This is a genomic window from Mesorhizobium zhangyense (assembly GCF_011045115.1).
Lineage (GTDB): Bacteria > Pseudomonadota > Alphaproteobacteria > Rhizobiales > Rhizobiaceae > Mesorhizobium_M > Mesorhizobium_M zhangyense.
Map to the genome: position 1 here is coordinate 52,917 of NZ_JAAKZG010000006.1, position 25,617 is coordinate 78,533.

The window sequence follows — 25,617 nt, forward strand, 5'->3', positions numbered from 1 at the left end:
GCCTAGCTTTCCTCATCGGCCGCCAGCACCTTTACCAGATCGATGATCTTGCGACGCACCTTGGCGTCACCGATCTTGAAGAAAGCCCGGTTGAGCTGCAAACCCTCGGGACTGGTCACGAAATCGAGGGCGAAAGTTGCTGACGACTCTTCGCCAAAACCTTTGCCTCCAGCAGTATCCTGGCTCACGAAATCTTCGAAGAAAAAGGAAACGGGCACGCCAAGGATAGTAGATATGGCTTGAAGCCTGCTGGCACCGACTCTATTCGTTCCCTTCTCGTACTTCTGTATTTGCTGAAAGGTAATCCCGAGCTTTTCACCCAAGTTTTCCTGACTCATTCCCAACATGTTCCGACGCAGGCGAATTCTGCTTCCGACATATATGTCTGTCGGGTTCGGCTTCTTCTTATTTTCCTTGTCGATCATTTTTTCCTCGCCGATTAACCGGCTTCTTCTATTTGATTTTATCACGACAATGTAGTGATTGTCCCCAATTCAATCGCCCATCATTCCACTTACATTGAGGCGGGCGCACTATGAATCTCTAATATACCGGCTGTCAATTCGACCGGAGCTTTTGTCCCATCCCCATTCCAAGGCCTAATGCTCCAAAGGCGAACAGGATAACCAAACCGTTAATACCGGCATATCCGAGCGTTAATTTGTCGTAGCGACCCAACGATATGGTCGCGTCGACTACGCCGCGCGTATTCATCGCCAATGCGTCAATTATGCGGCCACGCTGGTCGATCACCCCCGAAACCCCCGTGTTGGCGGCACGAACGACAGGTAGCCCCGCCTCAACGGCACGAAGCTGCGCTTGCCGGAAATGCTGGTAAGGACCCGGCGTATCGCCGAACCAGGCATCATTTGTGACGTTCACAATAATGTCCGTTGACGTAGCGTCAACCGCCACCAATTCAGGAAATATAATTTCGTAACATATAAATGGAAGAGCCCGGATGCCCGACGACATGGTGATTGCGTGACGTTCGATGCCGGGCGCCAGATTCATCGGACCGGCGACGATCTGATCGAGGCCAAACCGAGCCAGTAAATCGGCAAAAGGCATGTATTCCCCAAAAGGGACAAGATGCACTTTGTCTACGGCATCGACAATTTCACCCGAAGCATTGATGGCAACTACCGAATTGTAGTAGCGCGCATCACCTTTGGTGGAGTTTCCGCCCTCCTCGCGCATCGCGCCGGCGATCAGCATCTGCCCTTCATCCAAAAGAGCACCAAGCGCCGTCAGGGCGTCCGGGCGGTCAGTGAAGAAAAACGGCACCGAGGTTTCGGGCCACAGGATCAATTGCGGCTTGGGTTCGTCCTTCTGGGGCGCTTCGGCCGATAAATCGAGGAGCGTGCGGAAAATTCGGTCGCGCACGCTCGCGTCCCATTTCTCGGTCATGTCGATGTTGGGCTGAACGACACGCACCGCGAGGCTGCGTCCATCCGGCTTGACGGGGGCTGCCAGCCGAACATAGCCGAAACCGACATGTGCAAGGGCAAGGACGGCTGCGAGGGAGAGCCCCAGCCGGCGATGTTGACGCGCAGCAAGAAGCGCCGGCATGGCGAAGACGAACACGCCAAGCGTGTTCATGCCGATCATGCCGGTAACCGACACGCTCTGCATCATCAGAGGAACCGGTGTCGCCGCGTAGCCGATGGCGTTCCAGGGAAAGCCGGTGAAAAGAAACGTTCTGAGCCATTCGGCCAGGCCGAAACCGAAGGCAAGCGCTGCGATGCGCCCCAGACCGTTGCTCCAGAACAGGCGAGCGGCGGCGCAGGCAAAACCATAAAAGAAGGCAAGGATCAGCGGAATGCCGACCACGGCGAAAGGAAGGGCCCAGGCGAAGCTGTCGGCTTCCACCAGCATGGCGCCGCCGATCCACCACAACCCTGCCAGGAAATAGCCGAAGCCGAACCACCATCCGGTGGCAAATGCCGGCATGAGCCGCCGCAGAAATCCACGCTGCGATGCCACAGTGGCACCATCGAGCAACCAGACCAGAACCGGAAAGGAAACGAAACAGACTGCGAAGAAGTCGTATGGGGCCTGGGAAAGAACTGCCAGAGCGCCAGCCAGAAAAGCCGTGATCGCCCGCCGCCAGCCCCACAGCAGAATTACCCGCCCTGCAAGGCGCTCCATAGGCTGCCCCTCGTCACTCGAATCACGCGACAAGGTTTATCAGCATGCGCTATTCGTTCCAAACGCGGCGATCAGGCCTGCTCGGCCCGTGCCGCACGGCGGCGGCGCTCGCTCTTCTGCGTTTCGACGATACGCACCCGCTTGACGCGCCTTGGATCGGCATCGAGCACATGGAATTCGAACCCGGGTATCGCCTGCACGACTTCGCCCCGCGCCGGCACACGGCCGAGCGTGTTGAAGATCATGCCGCCGATCGTGTCGACATATTCGCCATGTTCGCCGGCGGCGAAATCCTCGCCGATCATCTTGGCGACGTCGTCGATCTCGGCCTTGGCATCGACGACGAAAACACCGTCTCCGGTCTGGGTGATCAGCGGCTCGTCATCGTCGTGCTCGTCTTCGATGTCGCCGACGACCATCTCCACGATGTCTTCAAGCGAAACCAGACCATCGGTACCGCCATATTCGTCGATGACCAACGCCATCTGCGTGCGGGCGGCCTGCATGCGTGCCATCAGGTCGGAGGCGAGCATGGACGGCGGTACGAAAAGCACGGTTCGGATGAGATTAAGGTCGCCGATCGTGCGTGTCAGGTCGACATTGGCGAAATCCAGCGCCACGCCACCAGCGGGCGGCTTCTTCGACTGTCGGCCTTTCTTGGTTCGCGCGAGCTTCGTTATGTGCGCAAGAACATCACGAATGTGCACCATGCCGCGCGGATCGTCGAGCGTTTCAGAATAGACCGGCATGCGGGAATGACCGGACTGTTCGAACACCGCCATGAGATCGCCGAGCGTCGTGGTGATCTCAATCGCTTCGACATCAGCCCGGGGGATCATCACGTCTTCGACGCGCACTTCGCGCAGGCGCAGGATGTTGTTGAGCATCGCCCGTTCGCCAGGCGAGAACGACTCGGCATCCGTCGTGCTCTCGGCGAGAGCATCAGTCAGATCATCGCGGAGGCTCGACCCGTTGCGCGACCGGAACAGGCCGGCGAGACGCTCCAACAGCGAAGGCCGTTCATGGGAAGGTTCGGTCGCCGCACCGGAAGACGCCGAACTGTGACTAGGACCGTCTTCGGTGTTTTCGTTGGCCGCTTGGCCGCTGCCGGCATCAGTCTTGGCGGCAGTCTCTGGGTTCTCGTTCATCATCGTCCGGTTGGTTGTCACTTCCTGTTACGCGTAGGGATCGGGAATGGCAAGCCTTGCAAGCGCACGGCGCTCCACGGCCTCCATTTCTTCAGCCTCCGCGTCGGTCTCGTGATCATAACCCAGCAGGTGCAGGAAGCCATGGATAACGAGATGGGTAATATGATGATCGAGCGGCTTGGCTTCCAGTTCTGCTTCCCGCGCAACCGTCTCGGCAGCAAGGATTATGTCGCCAAGCAAGGGCGGAAGCGGCGCACCGCGCGCGAAGGGGAACGCCGGAAACGACAGGACATTGGTCGGCTTGTCCTTGTCGCGCCATTGCGCATTCAAGGTCCGTATCTGGGCATCGTTGGAAAAGACCAGGCTGAGTTCGGTACCGTCGGGTGCGGTATCGCCCGTCTCGGCAAGGGCTGCGGCCACGGCATCGTGGGCCAGCGCCTCCAGCTGTCCTTGATCCGGCCAGTCGCCTGCCTCGACCATGACATCGATCTCGACGGGAAGCGGCCCAGAGCCGCGCGCGGCAGCTTTTTTCATCACGAAATCTTGGCCAATCAGCTTTCCGAAGAGCCCAGACCCTGCGCGATCTTGCCGTCGCGATCATAGGCGCGGACGATTTCGGCGACCAGCGGATGCCTGACCACGTCGGCGTCGTTGAAACGCACCGTGACCGCACCCGGAACCCCGTCGAGAATGCGAAGCGCCTCGACCAGACCGGATTTGGTGTTCGGCGGCAGATCGATCTGCGTCGGGTCGCCGGTAATGATCATGCGCGAATTCTCGCCAAGACGCGTCAGGAACATCTTCATCTGCATCGACGTCGTGTTCTGGGCCTCGTCGAGGATCACGGCGGCATGCGCCAGCGTGCGGCCACGCATGAAGGCCAGCGGCGCGATCTCGATGACCTCGGCGGCGATGGCGCGCTCGACCTTGTCGGCCGGCATCATATCGTAGAGCGCGTCATAGAGCGGGCGCAGATAGGGATCGACCTTTTCCTTCATGTCGCCCGGCAGGAAGCCGAGCCGCTCGCCGGCTTCGACCGCCGGCCGCGACAGGATGATGCGCTCGACCATGCCGCGTTCAAGCATCATGGCGGCGTGCGCAACGGCCAGATAGGTCTTGCCGGTGCCGGCAGGGCCGATGCCGAAAACGAGTTCCGAGCGCTCCAGCGCCCGCATATAGGCGTCCTGGTTGAGCGTGCGGGCATAAATGGTGCGCTTGCGCGTGGAGATCTGCGCAGCGGCGACCTTGCCCTTGCGCTCCAGCGTCGGCAGCGTCAGCTGGTCGTCGGCGGCGATCGCCATCCTGACCGCGCCATCGACATCCGATTGGGCGATCTCGCCACCCTTCTGCAGAATGCCGTACAAATGGTCGAGCGCCCGGCGGGCCTGCTCGGCTGCGGTCGCACTTCCCTTGATCTGCAGCTGGTTGCCGCGCGAATTGATGTCGACGCCGAGCTTCTGCTCCAGCCGGGCCAGATTCTCGTCGAATTGCCCGTACAGCGCGCTGGCCAGCTTGTTGTTGTCGAAGGTCAGTACGATGTGCGCCATGTCCGAGGCCCCGGAGGGCACGTTCTTCAGGTCAGTCGTGGCGTTCAAACGTCTCTCCTCATCTGCCGAAGCCGTCAGGCTCGTTCGGCGAACAGGCTGGCATGGCCCGTTCCAGTGATTCGTGCCCTGATAATGTCACCGATTTCGCCGGCAGTTTCATCAAGAATAACTGGCTGCAGCCAAGGTGATCGACCGACGATCTGTCCGGCCTGTCTGCCGGGCTTCTCGATCAGCACTTCGACGGTCTTGCCGACGAGGCTGGTTCCGAATGCGCGCTGCTGATCGAGCAGAAGCGCCTGAAGGCGCTGGAGCCGTTCGTCCTTAACGTTTTCAGCGACATGGTTCTTCATGTCGGCGCCCGGTGTACCGGGACGCGGCGAATATTTGAATGAAAAGGCCAGCGCATAATCGACTGCGCGCACCAGCTCCATCGTCGCCTCGAAGTCGGCGTCGGTTTCGCCGGGGAAGCCGACGATGAAGTCGCCCGACATGGCGATGTCCGGCCGCACGTTCCTGATGCGCTCGATAAGGCGCAGATAATCCGCCGCCGTATGCTTGCGGTTCATCGCCTTGAGGATGCGGTCCGAGCCGGACTGCACCGGCAGATGCAAATAGGGCATCAGCGACGGCAGATCGCGGTGAGCGGCGATCAGCTCGTCATCCATGTCGCGCGGGTGGCTGGTGGTGTAGCGCAGTCGCGCCAACCCCGGAATTTCGGCCAGCCGGAACAAAAGCCGGCCAAGGCCCCATTCGCTGCCGTCAGGCCCGATACCGTGCCACGCATTCACATTCTGGCCGAGCAGCGTCACCTCGCGCACGCCGGCCTCGGCCAGCTTTTCGGCCTCGGCAATGATCTGCGCGACCGAGCGCGACACTTCCGAGCCGCGCGTATAGGGCACCACGCAGAAGGTGCAGAACTTGTCGCAGCCTTCCTGCACCGTCAGGAACGCGGTGACGCCTCGGCTGATGACGTCGGCGCGCTTTGGCTGCGGCAGGTGATCGAACTTGTCTTCCAGCGCATAGTCGGTCTCGACGACCTTCTCGCCGCCGCGAACTTTTCTCAGCGCTTCGGGCAGGCGATGATAGGTCTGCGGGCCGATGACCAGATCGACGGCCGGCGAGCGGCGGATGATCTCGCGGCCCTCGGCCTGCGCAACGCAACCCGCAACGCCGATGACCATTTCACGGCCAACCTTTGCCCGCTCCGCCTTCATGTCGCGCATGCGGCCGAGCTCGGAATAGACCTTCTCGGCAGCCTTTTCGCGGATGTGGCAGGTGTTGAGCAGCACCAGATCGGCATCATCGATGGCGTCGGTCGCGACATAGCCGTCGGCGGCAAGCGCATCGGACATGCGCTGCGAATCGTAGACGTTCATCTGGCAGCCATAGGTCTTGAGGAAGACCTTCTTGGCCGGACCGGTCGACGCGACGGCAATTTCTGCCGTGTCCTTAGAAATCTCGTTCAGTTCCATCGGGCGGCTTCTAGCGCTTTTCGGTGTCAAAAAACAGACGATTCTTGTTCACGATCCGCCGCGCGGATTGCGCAGCGCCGCCTGCATCATCGCCCGCACCTCCTTCTCCACCTTTCGGGCCGTCTCCTTGCGGCTGGTGCCAGCCGAAAACTCCAGCGGCTCGCCGAAATGAATCTCGACATCGATACCGCCTTCGGCCAGCAATTCCTTCATGTGCGGCACCAGATCCATGTCGCCGATCCATGCCGCGATCGTGCGGTGCTGGCGCCCCATCGGCAGGCCATGAAGACGCGTATAGGCGATCGCAACCGGCTGGATGAAAACCGTCTCGACGCCACCTTCGCGAAGCGCCATCTCGGCGGCGCCGAACAGCGTGCTCTTGAATGGCAACAGCAGATTGCCGTCGCCGGTACTTCCCTCGGCAAACAGCACCATGGCGTCGCCGGCGGCCATACGGCTGGCGATTTCGCTCGCCTGTTCGCCGGACTTGCCGCGCCGTTCACGCTCGATGAAGACCGTGCGTTGCAGGCGCGACAGCCCGCCGATCAATGGCCAGCCGGCCATGTCCGACTTGGCGATGAAAGCAAGATCGTTGAACGATCCCAGCGCCATGATATCGGTCCATGAAATGTGGTTCGATGCAACGAGCAGAGGACGCTTTTGCGACATTGCGCCATGCGCATGAACGCGAATGCCGAGCGCGCGCAGGACGACCTTGTGCCACAGGCGCAGCATGACATGCTCGCGCCAAAGCCCGGTCTTAACCGCGAATAGCTGCAACGGCACGAGAATAGCCGTGGCGGCAGCGACAAGGAGAAGCGCAAGGCCTGTGCGGACCCAGCCGATCACCGCTTCAAATCTTCCTTCATCAGCCTGCATCTGGCAGCTAACGAAGGTCGCGGCGCATGACGAGCGCGCTGGACGTGCCGGCATCGCCGGTTTTGTAATAGCCCGGGCGCTTGCCGACCTGGATGAAGCCGAGCCGCCGATAGAGCGCGATCGCCGCGACATTCATCTCATCGACTTCGAGGAAAAGCGCATCCGCACGCTGGCCGTGGAGTTCACGCAGCACCGCGTCCATCAGCCGCCAGCCCAGTCCCTGCCGGCGGTGCGTGCGGGCGACGGCCACGGTCAGGATTTCGCCCTCGCCCGCGACGAGCCGCGCCAGCACGAAGCCGACGGGCGGCGCCTTGCCCCGGCCGACTTCGCGCGCGGCATAGCCGAAGACCGTATTTTGCGAGAGAAGATCGGAGAACTCCCCGCCGCTCCAGGGACGGACGAAATCCTCGTGATGAATAAGGGCAACGGCGTCGGCATCCTTGCCCGCAAGCGGCTCCAGCGAATAGTCACGCGGCCGCGAATGCAGGAAAGGTATGCGCATCAACTGCTCCTCGGGAGAATAAAACCCGCCTGTGGCTTGGCGTCCGGCTCGCGCAGATAAAGCGGCTTTGGCTTTTCGCCCGGTTCCTTGACCGCGGCGAGCCTAGCATAGGTGCCGATATCGGCTGTTTTCACCTGCGGGCCAAGGCCGAATTCTTGCGAGGGCATTGCCGCGGCAATCATCTGCGCCGCCGTGCCGGCGAGTGCCGGCGAAAACTGCGCCGCCAGTTTCGTCGCACGGTTCAAATCGATGACGGCAGGCGCAAAGAGCACAGCACCGGCGGCGTCATAGACCGCCGCCTGGATTTCGCCACGTCCGCCATCAAGAGCGGCAAGCACGTTGCGGGGACCGAGCTGGTCACGTGTCTCGACGGCAAGGGCCTCCAAGGTCGTCACGCCGACCGCAGGGACTTCCAGTGCCAGTGCAAGCCCGCGAGCGGTCGAAACGCCGACGCGCACCCCAGTGAACGAGCCCGGCCCGATGGAAACGGCAATGCGGCCAAGGTCGGAAAACGATAGGCCGCCAGCATTCAGCGCCTCATCGATCACCGCCATGAGATGCTCGGCATGTCCCTTGCCTAGATCGAGCACCTTGCGGCCAAGTTCCCTGCCCGCAGTGGCATCGTAGACGCAGGCGGCGCACAGGCTGGCGGAGCAGTCGATGGCGAGGAGGTTCATGGGGAAAGCCGAATCGTTTTGGCTCGACGAGCAAGTGTGGTCGTTGGTGCTCGACGTTGCCCCCCTCTGTCCTGCCGGACATCTCCCCCGCAGGTGGGGAGATTAGCAATGGCGATGCCGGTTCCCTTTCTGCAAGTCAGGAGATTGGTGAAAACGTCGATGAAGGCGTGATCTCCCCACCAGTGGGGGAAATGTCCGGCAGGACAGAGGGGGGCGCGAAGAAACGCGACCTTCCTGCTTCCATTCGTCGGACTGACACCCAGCATCAGTGCTTCGCCGTCGCCCGGTCCCGCGCCTTCAGCTCGAGCCGACGTGCATGCAGCACCGGTTCGGTGTAGCCGTTGGGCTGGGCGCGGCCCTTGAACACCAGGTCGCAGGCGGCGAGGAAGGCGATGGAATTTTCGAAGTCCGGTGCCATCGGGCGATAGAGCGGGTCGCCCGCATTCTGGCGGTCGACGATGCCGGCCATACGCTTCATGGTTTCCATCACCTGCGTGTCGGTGCAGACGCCGTGATGCAGCCAGTTGGCGATGTGCTGCGAAGAGATGCGCAGCGTGGCGCGGTCTTCCATCAGCCCGACATCGTTGATATCCGGCACTTTCGAACAGCCTACGCCCTGGTCGATCCAGCGCACGACATAGCCGAGAATGCCCTGAGCATTGTTGTCGAGTTCGTGCTGGATTTCTTCCGGCGTCCAGTTCGGGCGCACTGCGACCGGCACCGACAGGATATCGTCCAGCCTGGCCTTGGCGCGGTTCTTCAGGCCGGCTTGTACTTCCTGCACATTGACCTTGTGATAATGCGTGGCGTGCAGCGTGGCAGCGGTCGGCGATGGCACCCAGGCGGTGTTGGCGCCGGCCTTGGGGTGGGCGATCTTCTGCTCCAGCATCGCCGCCATCAGATCGGGCATGGCCCACATGCCCTTGCCGATCTGGGCATGGCCGGAAAGGCCGCATTCAAGCCCGGTGTCGACGTTCCACGCCTCATAGGCGGAAATCCACGGCGCCTGCTTCATGTCGCCCTTGCGGATCATCGGGCCGGCTTCCATCGAGGTGTGAATCTCGTCACCGGTGCGATCGAGGAAACCGGTGTTGATGAAGACGACGCGTTCGCGGGCGGCGCGGATGCATTCCTTGAGGTTGACGGTGGTGCGCCGCTCCTCGTCCATGATGCCCATCTTGATCGTATTCTTCTTCATGCCGAGCAACGCCTCGACACGGTCGAAAAGCTCAACGGCGAAGGCAACCTCTTCCGGCCCGTGCATCTTGGGCTTGACGACATACATCGAGCCAGCGCGTGAATTTTTCCGCACGCCGTTCGGGCCGACATCGTGCAACGCGATCAGAGCCGAGATCGCCGCATCCATGATGCCTTCCGGCACCTCGTTGCCATCACGATCGAGAATGGCCGGGTTGGTCATGAGGTGCCCGACATTGCGCACGAGCATCAGCGAACGACCGGGAAGCGTGACTTCGCCGCCATCAGGCGCGGTGTAGGTGCGGTCCGGGCTGAGCGTGCGGGTAAAGGTCTTGCCGCCCTTTTCGATCTCCTCGGCGAGGTCGCCCTTCATCAGGCCAAGCCAGTTGCGGTAGATGACAACCTTGTCCTCGGCATCGACGGCGGCAACGGAATCTTCGCAATCCTGGATCGTCGTCAGCGCCGATTCCAGAACGATGTCGGCGATTCCCGCGGCATCGGTCTTGCCGATCTGGTGGCTGCGGTCGATGACGATCTCGATATGGAGCCCATTCTGCCGCAGCAGGACAGCCGCCGGTGCACTGGCCTCACCACGATAGCCGGCAAACTGCGACGGATCGGCAAGTTCGCCCGTTCCGACGGCGAGTTTCCCGTCCTTGACGGCGAGAGCGCCGGCATCCGTCCATGATCCGGATTTCAATGGCACGGAAGCGTCGAGGAACGACCTGCCCCAGGCAATGACCTTTGCGCCACGAACCGGATTGTAGCCCTTGCCCTTCTCCGCTCCGTCCGTCTCGGGGATGGCGTCGGTGCCGTAGAGCGCATCGTAGAGCGAACCCCAGCGCGCATTGGCGGCGTTGAGCGCATAGCGCGCATTCATGACCGGCACGACCAGCTGCGGCCCCGCGACCACCGCGATCTCGGGATCGACATTTTCCGTCGACACCTGAAAGGCCGGGCCTTCCGGCACAATATAGCCGATTTCCTTCAGGAAAGCCTGATAGGTCGCCATATCGACAGGCGCGCCATTGTCGCGATACCAGGCGTCGATCTTTTCCTGAATGTCGTCGCGCTTGGTCAGGAGCGCCCTGTTCTTCGGCGCGAGATCATGGACTATCGCCGAAAAACCGGACCAGAAAGCCACAGGATCGACACCGGTGCCGGCGATTGCTTCCTGCTCCACGAAATCATGAAGCTTGCCGGCAATGCGCAGCCCCGATACCTCGATCCTATCGCTCATATTTGTTCTCCTGACACCCAGCCCCGGGACGACAATTTCCGGCCTTTGACCATGTCGGGATGGCAGGGTCAATTCACCCTAAGTTTCACAAACCGACTTCACTGCAGAATATGGCAGCAACCGTAGGTGTGAATAAGTTTTTCGCTTACACCGCAATGCGCGGCCGCCCCGTGGCGACCGCCAGAATCTGCGCCTCGATGAACATGCGCTGGCCTTCCACCGTGGAGGTGCGGAACTCGCGGATAATCTCGATTTCGGCGGCGTCGGTCCCTGCGTCTTTCGCCCTGCCGGCGGCGATTGCCCTGATGTCGGTTTCGGCGGCCAGAACGGCATCGTCCTCATTCAGGAAATCGCGCACCTGGTCGCCTGACGTCACCCGGAAAAGCCCTTCCTTCGGCTGGCTGACCCGCGCCTCGACCGAAACGCGGACCTGCCCGACAACCGCGCCAAGCGCATTGGCGACATCCGTATCCTCCGGCACGACGCATTCATTGCCGACGAGCGGCGGCAGGCCGGCATAATGCAGCGGCGCGGAGGCGCCCAAACCGATCACCGGACGGTCGAGCGCCACTGTGAAGCGGGCGATGCCGGGATGCGCATCGACGGCGCGCTGCACCAGCGCGTGTGCCACGGTGGCGGCACCATCGAGCCCGTCCTCAGTGAAGGCGGTCTCGAGGATCACCTCGGCGGAGTTGCGGGTGAGCGTCAGAAGCACGCGCTCGGCAATCGCTTCTGGAGAGCTGGCGATCGACTGGCCGCGACCATCCCGCTTGCGGGCGAAAAGTTCTGCGCCCAGCCGCGCAGCCTTTGCGTCCCAATTGGCCTGGCGGCCGAGCACATGGGCGGCATCGGAAGGGGTAAAGCCGACAATGTGAACGAGCCCGCGCGATACCAGCCGGTTCAAGGTGGCGTTCTGGGCGTTCGAGGTCAGCAGGCCATCCAGCGGCAGGGGCACGGCACCTATGCCCTCGTAAAGCTTCGCTTCGGGTGGCGTCAGGCCAGCTGCGAGGCGCTCCGGCACACCCGTGCGAACCGCAAAACGCCCATCCATGCGGCCCGGATTGGCAGCGCGCAACTGGCGTTCGAGCTGGCCGAGAACCGCCTCGCCATGCGCCATGCCGGCGAGCGCCAGCGGCACGACGCGGCGGGGGCCGAGCAATATGCGCGGGTTGAGCGCGCCGTCTTCCAGCGCGACCTCGGAATCGCCGCCGAGACCGAAAGTCCGCATGGCGACTGCCTCGACCATGGTGCGGAAGCCGCCGACGGTGGCGCCCTCGGGATCGAGCCTGGGGCGGCCATTGTCGAGCACGGCGACGTCCGTCGTGGTGCCGCCGATGTCCGACACGACCGCATTGTCGAGACCAGTCATGTGGCGGGCGCCGACGAGCGAGGCAGCAGGCCCCGACAGGATCGTCTCGATCGGACGGGCGCGGGCGAAGGCGGCCGAGACCAGGGCGCCGTCGCCGCGCACGACCATCAGGGGGGCCTTGATCCCGCGCGCGGCGAGAAAGCCTTCGGTGGCGGCGACAAGGCGGTCGATCATCGAGATCAGGCGCGCGTTGAGCAGCGTGGTCAGCGCCCGGCGCGGGCCGCCGAGTTTTGCCGAAAGCTCGTGGCTGGCGGTGACGGGCAGGCCGGTTCTTTCGCGGATGAGGTCGCGCGCGGCGATCTCGTGGGCGGGGTTGCGGGTGGCGAAATAGGCGCAGACGGCAAAGCCTGACATCGATTTCGCCAGTTCCGGCAGCGCCTCCTCCAGCGCGCCGAGCTCCAGCGGCCTGGCGTTGCCGTGGACGTCGTGGCCACCGCCGCAGAAGACGACCGGGTCGGTGCCGAGCGCGGTCTTCAGGCCATCGCGGGCGAGATCGGCCTCGGAAAAGCCGATCATGACCAGCGCCACGCGCCCGCCCTGCCCCTCGACCAGCGCGTTGGTGGCGAGCGTGGTCGACATCGACACCAGCTTTATCGCGACCGGGTCGGCGCTCGCCTGTGCCAGCACCGCATCCACCGCGCCGGAAATGCCGACCGCCAGATCGTGCCGCGTGGTCAGCGACTTGGCCTTGGCGGCGACACCCGCCGTTTCGGACCACAACACGGCGTCGGTGTAGGTGCCGCCGGTGTCGATACCGAGAAACAAAGGAGACGGCGCAGGCGTGGCGTTCATGGAGCGGGCTATCCGGCAGGTGGCTTTCACCGCCCTTTAGCCCATCGACCCCGCCCGCGAAAGCCGCTGGCGCGACCTCCTCTTACGCCACGACGCCGGCCTCAGCCCTTCGCCTTGCCTGCCGCCTCCCCGCCGGCCTTCGCCTTCTCCTCCGCCTCGCGCCGCTGCAGGGCCAGGATCTTCGGGGTGATTTCCCGGATCATCTCGCGCACTGGCTCGGTGCGGTCCCTGCGGTCGCAGCAGGGCGGCATCATCGGGCCGGGAAAGATCGTCCAGTCATCCTCCAGCCGCCGCGAGATGCATTTGCCGGCGCGCCGGCAGGCGCGGACCTTGCAATCGCGAAAATGGCCGCGATACGTCGCAGCTTTCTGCGACATGTAGAGATAGACGCCGAGCGCACGAAAATGCCGCTCGGTCGAGCGGCGCGAGGCCTCATACTGCTTGTCCGTCTGGTCCGGATCGCGCTTATGGTGCGGTATCCTGAAACGCGGGCCGACTTCGTCCGGCGGGATCGGAAAATATTCGTAGACGTCGGTGACGTCGTAGCGGCTCCAGTCACGCGGCACATATTCATGCTTGATCGCATAGCGGTCGATCGGCGGTGTGGGCTGGCCCTGGAGCGTGCGCGGTTCTTCCCTCTCGTCTGCCATGTCTTTTGTCTCCGTCTCGGTGAAAGCAGGGTGCAGCCGAGCGAAGGCGCTCTCGCGCCGCACGGCCGAGTTTTGAAAAGAAGGTCGGGAAGACGGGCGGTCGCGGGATCGCTCATCTGAATGTTTTAGTGCGATCTCGCGACCGCCCGTCCGGCGATTTCTGTTCCCGTCCGTTCCGCTGCCCCCCGCAAACCTTTCGGCCAACGGGGTCTATGTGCTCGTCCAGCACGCGCGGGCCGTAATACCCGCAGGGGAACCCTTGGACGGAACCTCCCCGGGCCCGCCGCTACGTTTGCGGAGAACCGGAAGCGCCGGCCCCTCCCCACAGACCGCCGTCGCGACCGGCCTTCCCGCAGGAGGAGCAGCCGCCATTATGCGAGCGGTGTTTGGGGTGGGGAAAAGATTTTTGAAAAATGCGGTGTTTTTTCTCTCGCCGTGAGGGAGAGCAAGGGATTTCAAGGGCTTGGCCGGGAGCGAGGCGCGGGCCGGGTGCCGGAAATCGCAAATCAGGGGATTTTTATCCCCGCCGTCGCAAGCTTCGGGCTACTGCCCGATCTCTTCCTCCTGCTCCTGTGTCAGAGGCTTTATCTCCGGCGGCAGAGGCTCGACCGTCGGCTGCACCTCGGCCGGAGGTGCCGGGCGAGGTGAGGCGCAGGCGGTGAGGATGGCGAGAGTGAGCAGGATGGGGAGGCGGTTCATGAGGTGGCGGTAGGTGGGAGGTGTGGCGGAATGAGGATGACTACGCAAGAACGGAAGTGCCGGTTAGACGATAGAAAGTTACGAGCGCCGACCTATCTGAACCGCAACGTCATCCCAATGCTGCAGCGTTGGGATGACGGCGATATGGAGGACTAGCCAAATCGAATACGTGACATCTGTGCTCCCGAATTCGCCGTCTGACATTTTACCGTGCGCAAGCTCATTACGTATTGCGGGACCGCCGCGAAAATTAAATAGAAGATCTATTTCCTGAATCAGGGCGGCTGGCATGATTCGCCGGAGCGGTTCCTGAAAATCCCCCAACAGACGGCTTAGCATCGCTTCTTCCTGAGTTCCGTCCTGATTGATACGATTGGTTTCGACTCCTGCCAAGCTGAGCATGTACCGAAGGGAATTCTCTAATTGAGGCAATATTAGATGCGCGGCTTCAAGCTCATTGCCGCCAATGAGTTTGGCCGCTCCGATGGCAAACGTATATTCGTGATCAGGCGGCACGAAGGGGCTCGCCTGCATAATCGGCAATAGTGCATCTACGGAAACGGAGTGCTCTTCCCAAAGAATGCGCCGAATTGGGTTGATCCTATTCGATACGACAAGATTGCGCCGAATACGATCTTGCTGATTGATGAGAAACCGGACCTGATTCTCGTCAGGTGGTCCATTAAGGGCAAGGCCGGGGGCTACGAAGCGGGTTCGGCCTTGACTGTCGCTTACGGTTGTTGAGAACAGCGCTGATATGCTCTCGTAGCTTGCTTTTAGGACCTCGTCGCGCAGTTTGTCAGGGTCGGGCGATTTCTCACACATGAATAGTGTGCGGAGGGTATGAGCGAGCGTTCTGCCCCGCACTGCCGCTTCAACGGCGTCGACAAGTGCAGTAATGTCGGTTTCGTGCGAGAAACTGGACATTTCATCCATAATTCGAGGCTGGATGGCGCTAAGCCGACCTTGTAGCTCCTTTCGTCTATCGACGGTTCCTGGAATAGGCCTTAGCGCTTGTATTGCGTCATTCAGGAAGTGAACTTGAACGGCAGCTGAGTCAGGTCGCGCATCCGCATCCGCAACGTATGTTTCGGCAGCTTCTTTCAAACACCGATTACTGTTGTCCGAGTCCTTAGTTCTTAGGTAGGCACGTCCGGCAAGTTCCCAAAGCTCTCTTCGCCCTGAAGGGTCGTTCGCCAGTTTTTCACTTAATGCAAGAGCTTCAGCCGCTTGTCCCGTTTTGACGTAGTCCCAGATCTGGTTGGCTAGATTTATTGAACCAATGTGGATGAACCCCCATCCGTCATCACATTCCAAGGCCCGTTGTGAAACGTCCGCAATAATCTGGCGCAATGGGTCAAATTCGTCGCGTTTCCACCCCATCGCTCGCGCAATAATAGCCGCCCGCGAGAGATACTCTGCTGCGGGCACGCTTGCTGGACTGGCCTCATCGAAGTCGAATTGGGCTTCCGCATTCAGGACCGACCTGACGCATTCAACGTAGCTCGCCACCGCCCGGAAACCCGATTCCGAGTCCTTCTTGTTCAGCAACCAGCAGACATCGGCGAGCCTAGCACGAAACGAGAGATGTCCGACTTCCGGTACAAGTTGTGCGATTATCTCAACCTGATCGGATAAAAGGTCCGTTGGAATGGGTGACCTACGACCGTCCATCACAGCCAAGGGACCGAAAGGCTCAATACGATCGCTGGCCTTAAAGTGGTATCCTGAAATCTGGCTCAACACTTCCAACGCTTGTACGCTTTGGGCATCTGCAGTTGCTTTCACGTCTGCAGTCGCTTCCCGGATGCGGGTATCCGCATCGTGATTATCAACGACCTTGGTGGTCGATATTGCCGTCTTCACGGCTTCTCGCTGGAACGACTCCAATGAAACAACAAAACTGACGCCGGGGATCTGAACGCCTTTTGCGCTTTGCTTTTCAGGCACAAGTTCCCCTCTTTCATCAACCCAAGTGTAGGTTGCCAATCATATAACCGCTTAATTATCACCCATCTTCAAGGCCTGAATAAACGCTTCCTGCGGGATATCGACCTTGCCGAACTGGCGCATGCGCTTCTTGCCCTCTTTCTGCTTTTCGAGCAGCTTGCGTTTGCGGGTGACGTCGCCGCCGTAGCATTTGGCGGTCACGTCCTTGCGCAGCGCCGAGAGCGTTTCGCGGGCGATGACCTTGCCACCGATGGCCGCCTGGATCGGGATCTTGAACATGTGCTGCGGGATCAGCTCCTTCAGCTTCTCGACCATGACGCGGCCGCGCTTTTCGGCTGCCGTGCGGTGGACCAGCATCGACAGCGCGTCCACCGGCTCCTCATTGACCAGGATCGACATCTTGACGAGGTCGCCCTCGCGGTAGTCGGAGAGGTGATAGTCGAAGGAGGCATAGCCCTTGGAGATCGACTTGAGCCGGTCGTAGAAATCGAACACCACCTCGTTGAGCGGCAGGTCGTAGACCAGCATGGCGCGCTTGCCGACATAGCTCAGGTCGGCCTGGATGCCGCGCCTGTCCTGGCACAGCTTCAGGATGCTGCCGAGATAATCGTCGGGGGTGAGGATGGTGGCGCGTATCCACGGCTCCTCGATCGACACGATCTTGATCGGGTCGGGCATGTCGGCCGGGTTGTGCAGTTCCTTCTGCGAACCGTCGAGCATGTTGAGGCGGTAGACGACGCTGGGGGCGGTGGCGATGAGATCGAGGTTGAACTCGCGCTCCAGCCGCTCCTGGATGATTTCGAGGTGGAGCAGGCCGAGGAAGCCGCAGCGGAAGCCGAAACCGAGGGCAGCGCTGGTTTCCATCTCGAAAGAGAAGGAGGCGTCGTTGAGGCGCAGCTTGCCCATGGCGGCGCGCAGATCCTCGAAGTCGGCGGCGTCGACCGGGAACAGGCCGCAGAACACCACCGGCTGGGCCGGCTTGAAGCCGGGCAGCGCCTGCGCGGTCGGGCGGCGATCCTCGGTGATGGTGTCGCCGACGCGGGTGTCGGCCACTTCCTTGATCGAGCCGGTGATGAAGCCGAACTCGCCGGGGCCGAGCTCGTCGACCTGGATCATCTTGGGCGTGAAGACGCCGGTGCGCTCGACCAGATATTTTGCGCCGGTCTCCATCATGCGGATGGTCTGGCCCTTCTTGAGCTTGCCGTCGATGATGCGCACCAGCACGATGACGCCGAGATAGGTGTCGTACCAGCTGTCGACCAGCATCGCCTTCAGCGGCGCGTCGATGTCGCCCTCGCGCGGCGGCGGCAGCTGGTTGACGATGGCCTCCAGCACATCAGGAATGCCGAGGCCGGTCTTGGCCGAGATGTAGACGGCCTGGCTGGCATCGATGCCGATGACCTCCTCGACCTGCTCCTTGATGCGCTCGGGCTCGGCGGCGGGCAGGTCGATCTTGTTCAGCACCACGACGATCTCGTGGTTGTTGTCGATGGCCTGGTAGACGTTAGCCAGCGTCTGCGCCTCGACGCCCTGGGAGGCGTCGACCACCAGCAGTGAACCCTCGCAGGCCGACAGCGAGCGCGAGACTTCATAGGCGAAGTCGACATGGCCGGGCGTGTCGATGAGGTTGAGGATGTAATCCTCGCCATTGTTGGCGCGGTAGTTGAGGCGCACGGTCTGGGCCTTGATGGTGATGCCGCGCTCGCGCTCGATATCCATCGAGTCCAGCACCTGCTCCTTCATGTCGCGCAGCTCCAGCCCGCCGGTGGACTGGATCAGCCGGTCGGCCAGCGTGGATTTGCCATGGTCGATATGGGCGACGATGGAGAAATTGCGGATGTGGGACAAAGGTGTGGTCATGGCCGCGCATTTAGCAGGGGCAGCGGGGGTTAACAAGCGTGGCGGATTGCGACAGGCGGTGCCGAAGCGGCTTTGCAAATCTCACCACCAATTGCAATTTTTAGTTGCAAATCTGCAAAATACAACTTTAACTGAGCAGCAATACATTTGACAAGAGCGGGGGCAAGACCTGGACGACGCGCGGGCAGCGCGGCGTGGGCGATTTCTTGCGCGTCTTCCCGCGGGCTGGGGGCAGCGTGGATATCGAAGCTTTCATCGCACGATGGACGGCCCGCGAGGGCGGCGCGGAGCGCGCCAACTACCAGATGTTCCTCGCCGAGCTTTGCGACGTCATCGGCGTCACGCGACCGGACCCGGCGGGCACTGAGCGGGACTTCAACGACTACGTCTTCGAGCGGGCGGTGCGCCGGCGCGAAAGCGATGCCATCGCGGCCACCAGGCGCATCGACCTCTACAAGAAGGGCTGCTTCATTCTCGAGGCCAAGCAGTCGCGCCTGCCCGGCGGCAAGAAGGCGCTTCCGGACCAGTTGTTGCTGCCGATCGAAGAACAGGAGCGGCTCGGCCGGCGCGGTGCAGCGCGCAACTGGGACGTGCTGATGCAGAATGCGCGGCGGCAGGCCGAAGACTATGTGTTCCTGCTGGATGCGAGCCATCCCGCACCGCCCTTCATCGTCACCTGCGATGTCGGACATGCCTTCGAAGTGTTCGCCGACTTCACCGGCACGGGCCGCGCCTACAGCCAGTTCCCCGACCGGAAGGGATTCCGCATCTATCTCGAGGATCTGCGCAAACCCGAGACACGGGAGCTTCTGGCAAAGATCTGGACCGATCCGGCCAGCCTCGACCCGGCAAAAGAGTCGGCGCGCGTGACGCGTGAGATCGCCAAGCGATTGGCCGCAGTCAGCCGCTCTCTGGAAGCGAGCCATGCGCCGGAGGAGGTTGCGCATTTCCTCATGCGCTGCATCTTCTGCATGTTTGCCGAGGATGTGGACCTGCTGCCGAAGGGCGAGTTCACGCGACTTCTGGAAGACGGCCTGAAGTCGCCGCGTTCGCTCGTTCCACTGCTGGAGGAGCTGTGGTCGAAGATGGACGAGCCGGACAAGGACAAGCGCTACTTCTCCTATTTCCTCACCCACCTGAAGCATTTCAACGGCAATCTCTATCGCAACGCCCGCGCCTTCCCGCTCGATCGCGAGGAGGTTGGAGAGTTGCTGGCCGCCTCGAAACACAAATGGACAGAGGTTGATCCGGCGATCTTCGGCACGCTGCTGGAACAGGCGCTCGACAAGACGGAGCGCAAGCGGCTCGGCGCGCATTACACGCCGCGCGCCTATGTGCAGCGGCTGGTGGAAATGACGGTGATGGAGCCGCTGCGCGCCGACTGGCAGGCCGCACTGAAACAGGCGGAGGCGGAGAAGGATACGGGAAACGACAAGAGGGCGATCAGGATCGTAGAAGCGTTTCATCGCCAGCTTCGGCAGACGCGGGTGCTGGATCCTGCCTGCGGAACCGGGAATTTTCTCTATGTCAGCCTGGAATTGATGAAGAGACTGGAAGGCGAAGTGCTGGAAATGCTGGCACGGCTCGGCGTGCCGGAGAGCCTGGGGCTGGAGGACGAGCGCGTCGACCCGCACCAGTTTCTCGGGCTGGAACTCAATCCGCGCGCGGCCGCGATCGCCGAACTGGTGGTGTGGATCGGCTATCTCCAGCAGCACTACAAGACAAACAGCGGGCACCCCGGCGAGCCGATCCTGAAGGCGTTCAGGAACATCAACTTTGGCCGCAAGGACGGTTACGACGCCGTGCTGACATGGGACGGCTATCCCATGCCCCGTGTCCTCATGAAGGATGGAGCCTGCATCGAGACCTGCCCGAATGCGCGCCGTCCCGAATGGCCCGCAGCGGAATTCATCGTCGGCAATCCTCCATTCATCGGCGGCAAGAATTTGCGTTCGCGGCTTGGCGATGCCTATGCCGAGGCGCTGCGGGCGACGCATCCCGGCATGAACGAGAGTGCCGACTTCGTCATGTATTGGTGGGACCGAGCAGCCGAACTGCTCGCGGCCAAGGAAACGCCGCTGCGCCGCTTCGGGCTGGTCACGACCAATTCGATCAGCCAGGTGTTTCAGCGGCGCGTGATGGAGCGGCACCTGAACGCCAAGGCGCCAGTCAGCGTGGTCTTCGCCATTCCCGATCATCCCTGGACGAAAGCCACCAAAGACAGCGCGGCCGTGCGGATTGCCATGACGGTCTGCGAAACCGGGAAGCAAGACGGGACGCTGTGGGAGGTGACTTGCGAAGGCGGGCTTGATACGGACGAACCGGAGATCGTCTATCTGAAGAATTCCGGATACCTGAATTCCAACCTGACCGTTGGCGTCGATGTCTCCAAAGCGACCAAACTGACCGCGAATGCCGGGCTGGCTTCAAGAGGCGTCGTCCTGCACGGCGCGGGGTTCATCGTCACGCGCGCAGAGGCCGAACTGCTCGGGCTGGGGCGAAGAGAGGGTCTTGAAGAGTTCATTCGCCCCTATCGCCATGGCCGGGACATCGCACAGACCGCGCGAAACGTCATGGTGATAGATCTGTATCCATTGCAATCGGACGAAGTCAGGCGCCGATTTCCCGAGGTCTATCAGCATGTCCTGGAGCGCGTGAAACCCGAACGGGACCACAACAACATGGAATTCCGGCGGCTCAACTGGTGGTGGTTCGGCGCGACCCACGAAATGTACAGGAGTTTCACCCGCGATATCGAGCGCTTCATAACAACGCCTGAAACCGCAAAGCACCGCATCTTCTCATTCCTGCCGGCCAGTATCAGAGCGGACAATATGCTGGTGAATATAGGATCGGATGACGCCGCAACGCTCGCCATCCTCTCGAGCCGGATTCATACGGTCTGGGCGCCGGTCGTCGGCGGCTGGCTCGGCTATGGAAACGATCCTCGCTATTCCAAATCGCGTTGCTTCGATCCCTTCCCTTTTCCCGCCTCGTCCGAGGTGATGATGGAAAGACTGCGGAAGGCGGGCGAAGAACTCGACGCGACACGCAAGCGGGTGCTGGAAGAGCATCCCGACCTTACCCTGACCGGGCTCTACAATGTGCTGGAGAAGCTGAAAGCGAACGCGCCGCTGACGGAAAAAGAGGAAGACGTCAAAACGCGCGGACTGGTGCTGATCATCAGGGAACTGCATGAGACGATCGACCGGCTGACCGCCGAAGCCTATGGCTGGCCGGTGGATCTTCCGGAAGGACAAATCCTGGAACGCCTGGTCGCGCTCAATGCGGAGCGAGCAAGGGAAGAGGCGGCCGGCCATGTGCGCTGGCTGCGGCCGGCTTATCAGATTCCCCGCTTTGACAAGGGTGCTTCGGCAAAGACCGACGAGCTTGCGCTGGAGGAGAAGGTCATCTCCATCGACATGCGCCTGCCTGCCTTCCCATCAGATCGCGACGAGCAGGTGCTGGCGGTGGAAGCGGTGCTGATGAAGCGCGGTAGCGTGATGAGTGCCGCCGAGATAGCGCGCGGCTTCAAGCGCGGCGGCGCGCGCATCGAAAAGAGGGTCGAGCAGTTGCTGACTTCGCTGGCGCGCTATGGGCATGTGAGCGCCCTGCCCGACGGCCGGTTTGCCGCGCGCCGGGCCGCGTAAGCGGCAACCTACCCGCTCAATCGTAGGTCAAATCCGACGCCTTGCCGCCGAAAACCCGGTAGGCATAGAAGGAATAGCCGATGATGACCGGCAGCACGACCAGCGTGCCGGCGAGGATGATGGCAAGGCTTTCGGTGGCGGAGGCCGCCTGCCAGATGGTAAGCTTGTCGGGCACGACGTAGGGATAGAAGGAATAGGCCAGCCCGACGAAACCGAGCGTGAAGATGGCGGCCAAAGTGAGGAAGGGCAGGATGGCGTGGCGGTCTCCTTCCTTCGGCAGATGAAACGTCTGCCACCATAGCCAGATGAACAGCACGGCCGACAGGATGGGCAGCGGCGCAAGATAGATCATGTCGGGCAGCACGAACCAGCGCTCGAAGATGCGCGGGCTGGCAAAGGGCGTGGCCAGCGAAACCGCGACCATGCCGAGCGCGGTGAAGACGAGCGCCGAACGCAGCCAGCGCACGGCCTTCTCCTGCAGCTCGCCCTCGGTCTTGTAGATCAGCCAGGCAGCGCCCATTGCCGCATAGGATGCCGCGAGACAAGCGGCGACCAGCGCGCCGAAGGTGAAGGCTGCAAGGCCGGTGTCGAGGCCAAGCACGTAGACGCCGAGCATGTAGCCCTGCGCCAGCGAGGCGATGAGCGAGCCGGCAAAGAAGATGCGGTTCCAGCGCGCCTTGCGATGGACCGGCACCTTGGCGCGGAAATCGAAGGCGACGCCGCGCAGAATGAGGCCGAACAGCAGGATGAAGACGGGGATGTAGAGCGCCGTCAGTATGGTGCCATGCGCCATCGGGAAAGCGACCAGCAGCAGGCCGACGGCCAGCACCAGCCATGTCTCGTTGGCGTCCCAGAACGGGCCGATGGCGGCGATCATCGTGTCCTTCTCGTGATCGTCGGCGGTGGCGAAGAGGATGCCGATGCCGAGGTCGAAACCGTCGAGCACGACATAGATGAGGATCGACAGCCCCATCAGCCCGGCGAAGATGAGAGGGAGGATTACCGGCCAGTCCAAGCTAGACATGATCTCACTCCGTTCCGTGCACGGGCTGCGACAGCGGCCTGTTCAGCACGCCGGGAAGCGGCGATTCATCGCCGTCCTTGGCAGCCTTCAGCGCCAGATGCACCAGCGTGCCGAGATAGACGACAATCAGCACCGCGTAGAGCGCCAGATAGATGGCAAGCGTGAAAGCGACATGGCTGCCGGGCACCGCGCCCAGCGCATCTTCGGTGCGCAATATGCCGGTGACGAGCCATGGCTGGCGGCCGATCTCGGTGGTGTACCAGCCGGCGAGCGTGGCCAGCCAGCCCGACAGCGTCATCGGCACCATGAGATAAGCGAGCGGCCTAGGCAGTGCGCGGCGGCGCAGGAGATACCATGAGGCGGCCCACGACACGGCAAGCATGGCCAAGCCCGTACCGACCATGATGCGAAAACCCCAGAACACCGGCAGCACCGGCGGGTGGTTGCCGACATAATCGTTCAGGCCCGGCACGACGCCATCGGCGCTGTGGCGCAGGATGAGGCTGGCGCCATTGGGAATGGTGATCTCGTATTTGTTTTCCTTCGCCGCCTCGTCGGGAATGGCGAACAGAACCAGCGGCACATTGGGGCCGGTGTTCCAGTTGGCTTCCATGGCCGCGACCTTCTGCGGCTGGTGCTCCAGCGTGTTGAGGCCGTGCTGGTCACCGGCAAAAATCTGGATCGGGATGAGGATCGCGGCGGTGTAGACGCCGGTGCGCAGCGCCTTCATCATCGAATCCGAGCGGTCGCCGGCGAGATAGCGCAGCGCCGACAGGCCGGCGATGAAGAAGGAAACCGTCAGCCCCGAAGCCAGCAGCATGTGGATGAGGCGGTAGGGGAAGGACGGGTTGAAGACGATCGCCCACCAGTCGGTGGCGTAGGCGACGCCGTCGCGGATCTCGAAACCGGCGGGCGTCTGCATCCAGGAATTCAGCGCCAGTATCCAGAAGGCCGACATTGTCGTGCCAAAGGCGACGAGGAAGGTGGCCGCCGTGTGGACCTTGTTGGAAACGCGGCGGAAGCCGAACAGCATGATGCCAAGGAACACCGCCTCGAGGAAGAAGGCGGTCAGCACCTCATAGGCGAGCAGCGGGCCAGCGATGTTGCCGACCTTTTCCATGTAGCCCGGCCAGTTGGTGCCGAACTGGAAGCTCATGGTGACGCCGGAGACAACACCGATCGCGAAGGACAGCGCGAAAACCTTCACCCAGGTGAAATAGGCACGCATCCAGGCCGCGTCGGAGGTAGCGTTGTAGCGGAGCTTGAAGAAAAGCAGCACCCAGCCGAGCGCGATGGTGATTGTCGGAAACAGGATGTGGAACGAGATGTTCGCAGCAAACTGTATGCGCGACAGGATGAGCGGGTCCATGAAGGAAGCTCCTGCTGTTTCTTATGCAACCGAGAATAGGCCTGTCGGCGCAGACCGTCAAAGCGGCCGCATGGCGCAGAGGCGCAGTGTCGCAGGAGACCGGTGCTGGATCGGAAAAAGGCTTAGCCGGCAAATGATTCCGCGTGAACTTCAACGGTGACATGCGACAGGCCCTGCAGGGTGGCGAGCTTTGCCTTGTAGCGTTCCGGTGCCTGCGGCGCGGGCGAGACCAGCGAGACGATCAATGCCATGTGACCCGGCCCGACCCGCCACAGATGCAGATCGGCAACGCGGTCGCCGTCGCGTTCCAGAATCGAGCGGACCTTGCCGGCGAGCGATGCATCGGCGCGGGCGTCGAGCAGCACCGCGCCGGAGCCACGCAGAAGGCTCCAGGACCAGCGGGCGATGACGATGGCGCCAACGATGCCCATCAGCGCATCCATCCACAGCCAGCCATAGAAGCGCCCGGCGAGCAGGCCGGCGATGGCCAGAACCGAGGTCAGCGCGTCGGCCAAAACATGGAAGTAGGCAGCGCGCAGATTGTGATCGTCGTGGCCGTGGTGGTGGTGATGGCCATCGTCATGGCTGTGCGCATGGGCGTCATTGTGGTCGCGGCCGTGATCGTGGTGACCGCCGTCGTGCAGCAGCCATGCGCTGGCGATGTTGACGAGCAGGCCAAGGGCTGCCACCGCGATCGCCTCGTCGAAGCGGATGGGCACCGGCGCGGTCAGCCGCAGCGCGGACTCAAAGCCGATCATCAGCGCGACGACGGCCAGCACGACAGCGCTGGTATAGCCGGCGAGTTCGCCCATCTTGCCGGTGCCGAAAGCAAAGCGCTCGTCGCGGGCATGGCGGCGGGCATAGGCATAGGCGACGGCGGCAATGGTCAGCGCGCCGGCATGGGTCGCCATATGAAAACCGTCGGCCAACAGCGCCATCGAACCGAACAAATAGCCGGCAACGATCTCGCCGACCATCATCGCAGCCGTCAGCGCAATGACTGCAAAAGTCCGCCGGGCGTTACGGTCGTGAGCTTCGCCGAGGAAGACGTGCTCATGCTTGAAGCGTTCGATCGAGGCGGTGCTCATCGGCATATCCTCACAGATATTTGGTGATCTCGCGGAAGACCGACAGCTTGTCCTTCATCTCGGCGGGAAGCTCGGAATCGCCGGCGCCGAGATGATGATCGATATGATCGATGATGAGGAGCTGCTTGGTCTTTTCCAGCGCCTTGATCACCGCCTGCATCTGCTGGGCGATGACGAGGCCGTCGCGACCTTCGGCAACCATCTTCACGACAGTGGCAAGATGGCCTTCGGCGCGGCGCAGGCGCTTGTGGATTTCGGGATCGTTGACATGGCTCATGCCATATCCATATCCCCCGGTAGGGGATATGGCAAATCAAAATCTCATGGGTTTTTGGCGGCTTGATGGATCATCA

General features: G+C 62.0%; 20 protein-coding genes. 1 reads left to right on the top strand and 19 read right to left on the bottom strand.

Features of this window, described 5'->3' with window-relative positions:
• Positions 1 to 2 precede the first annotated feature (2 nt).
• From G6N74_RS15855 to lepA, 15 genes are all read right to left on the bottom strand, one after another.
• Positions 3 to 425 (bottom strand): helix-turn-helix domain-containing protein, encoded by a 423-nt coding sequence (locus tag G6N74_RS15855; protein ID WP_205826708.1) that lies wholly within the window; start codon positions 423 to 425, stop codon positions 3 to 5.
• Between the two features lie 133 nt (positions 426 to 558).
• The gene (lnt, locus tag G6N74_RS15860) at positions 559 to 2,151 is read right to left on the bottom strand and encodes an apolipoprotein N-acyltransferase (RefSeq protein ID WP_165118925.1); all 1,593 of its coding nucleotides are present in this window, start codon (positions 2,149 to 2,151) and stop codon (positions 559 to 561) included.
• Positions 2,152 to 2,222: 71 nt separating this feature from the next.
• Positions 2,223 to 3,299: a hemolysin family protein gene (locus tag G6N74_RS15865; RefSeq protein ID WP_165118926.1), complete on the bottom strand. Its 1,077-nt coding sequence runs from the start codon at positions 3,297 to 3,299 to the stop codon at positions 2,223 to 2,225.
• Positions 3,300 to 3,326: 27 nt separating this feature from the next.
• On the bottom strand, positions 3,327 to 3,833 hold the full coding sequence (gene ybeY, locus G6N74_RS15870) for an rRNA maturation RNase YbeY (protein WP_165118927.1): 507 nt from the start codon (positions 3,831 to 3,833) through the stop codon (positions 3,327 to 3,329).
• A 17-nt stretch (positions 3,834 to 3,850) separates the two neighbouring features.
• Positions 3,851 to 4,846 carry a PhoH family protein gene (locus tag G6N74_RS15875; RefSeq protein WP_165119214.1) on the bottom strand — a complete coding sequence of 332 codons (996 nt, stop codon included), beginning with the start codon at positions 4,844 to 4,846 and terminating at the stop codon, positions 3,851 to 3,853.
• A gap of 74 nt (positions 4,847 to 4,920) precedes the next feature.
• Positions 4,921 to 6,303 carry a tRNA (N6-isopentenyl adenosine(37)-C2)-methylthiotransferase MiaB gene (miaB, locus tag G6N74_RS15880; RefSeq protein ID WP_376767722.1) on the bottom strand — a complete coding sequence of 461 codons (1,383 nt, stop codon included), beginning with the start codon at positions 6,301 to 6,303 and terminating at the stop codon, positions 4,921 to 4,923.
• Positions 6,304 to 6,366: 63 nt separating this feature from the next.
• A complete protein-coding gene (olsA, locus tag G6N74_RS15885; protein ID WP_312857880.1) occupies positions 6,367 to 7,167 on the bottom strand; it encodes a lyso-ornithine lipid O-acyltransferase in 801 nt (266 codons plus the stop codon).
• Between the two features lie 37 nt (positions 7,168 to 7,204).
• Entirely contained in the window at positions 7,205 to 7,699 is a 495-nt protein-coding gene (locus G6N74_RS15890) for a GNAT family N-acetyltransferase (RefSeq protein ID WP_165118930.1), read from the bottom strand.
• Entirely contained in the window at positions 7,699 to 8,376 is a 678-nt protein-coding gene (gene tsaB / locus G6N74_RS15895) for a tRNA (adenosine(37)-N6)-threonylcarbamoyltransferase complex dimerization subunit type 1 TsaB (RefSeq protein ID WP_165118931.1), read from the bottom strand. The genes G6N74_RS15890 and tsaB overlap by 1 nt, the downstream gene beginning before the upstream one ends.
• Positions 8,377 to 8,641: 265 nt before the next feature.
• Entirely contained in the window at positions 8,642 to 10,813 is a 2,172-nt protein-coding gene (locus G6N74_RS15905) for a malate synthase G (protein ID WP_165118932.1), read from the bottom strand.
• Positions 10,814 to 10,958: 145 nt separating this feature from the next.
• Complete coding sequence (locus tag G6N74_RS15910) at positions 10,959 to 12,974, bottom strand: hydantoinase/oxoprolinase N-terminal domain-containing protein (protein ID WP_165118933.1); 2,016 nt, start codon at positions 12,972 to 12,974, stop codon at positions 10,959 to 10,961.
• Positions 12,975 to 13,075: 101 nt separating this feature from the next.
• On the bottom strand, positions 13,076 to 13,624 hold the full coding sequence (locus G6N74_RS15915; RefSeq protein ID WP_165118934.1) for a hypothetical protein: 549 nt from the start codon (positions 13,622 to 13,624) through the stop codon (positions 13,076 to 13,078).
• Between the two features lie 543 nt (positions 13,625 to 14,167).
• Positions 14,168 to 14,323, bottom strand: coding sequence for a hypothetical protein (locus G6N74_RS15920; RefSeq protein ID WP_165118935.1), 156 nt, complete (start codon positions 14,321 to 14,323; stop codon positions 14,168 to 14,170).
• Positions 14,324 to 14,401: 78 nt separating this feature from the next.
• A complete protein-coding gene (locus G6N74_RS15925; RefSeq protein ID WP_165118936.1) occupies positions 14,402 to 16,312 on the bottom strand; it encodes a DUF7380 domain-containing protein in 1,911 nt (636 codons plus the stop codon).
• Positions 16,313 to 16,324: 12 nt separating this feature from the next.
• A complete protein-coding gene (gene lepA, locus G6N74_RS15930; protein ID WP_165118937.1) occupies positions 16,325 to 18,133 on the bottom strand; it encodes a translation elongation factor 4 in 1,809 nt (602 codons plus the stop codon).
• Positions 18,134 to 18,369: 236 nt separating this feature from the next.
• On the opposite strand from lepA, the gene G6N74_RS15935 reads away from it, so the two are divergent.
• Positions 18,370 to 21,783 (top strand): class I SAM-dependent DNA methyltransferase, encoded by a 3,414-nt coding sequence (locus G6N74_RS15935; RefSeq protein ID WP_165118938.1) that lies wholly within the window; start codon positions 18,370 to 18,372, stop codon positions 21,781 to 21,783.
• Between the two features lie 16 nt (positions 21,784 to 21,799).
• Here G6N74_RS15935 and G6N74_RS15940 read toward each other — a convergent pair whose 3' ends face one another.
• The 4 genes from G6N74_RS15940 to G6N74_RS15955 form a co-directional block, all read right to left on the bottom strand.
• Entirely contained in the window at positions 21,800 to 22,807 is a 1,008-nt protein-coding gene (locus G6N74_RS15940; protein ID WP_165118939.1) for a cytochrome d ubiquinol oxidase subunit II, read from the bottom strand.
• A 4-nt stretch (positions 22,808 to 22,811) separates the two neighbouring features.
• On the bottom strand, positions 22,812 to 24,176 hold the full coding sequence (locus G6N74_RS15945; RefSeq protein WP_165118940.1) for a cytochrome ubiquinol oxidase subunit I: 1,365 nt from the start codon (positions 24,174 to 24,176) through the stop codon (positions 22,812 to 22,814).
• Positions 24,177 to 24,298: 122 nt separating this feature from the next.
• Entirely contained in the window at positions 24,299 to 25,264 is a 966-nt protein-coding gene (gene dmeF, locus G6N74_RS15950; protein WP_165118941.1) for a CDF family Co(II)/Ni(II) efflux transporter DmeF, read from the bottom strand.
• A 10-nt stretch (positions 25,265 to 25,274) separates the two neighbouring features.
• Positions 25,275 to 25,541 (bottom strand): metal-sensing transcriptional repressor, encoded by a 267-nt coding sequence (locus G6N74_RS15955; RefSeq protein ID WP_165118942.1) that lies wholly within the window; start codon positions 25,539 to 25,541, stop codon positions 25,275 to 25,277.
• Positions 25,542 to 25,617: the final 76 nt, after the last annotated feature.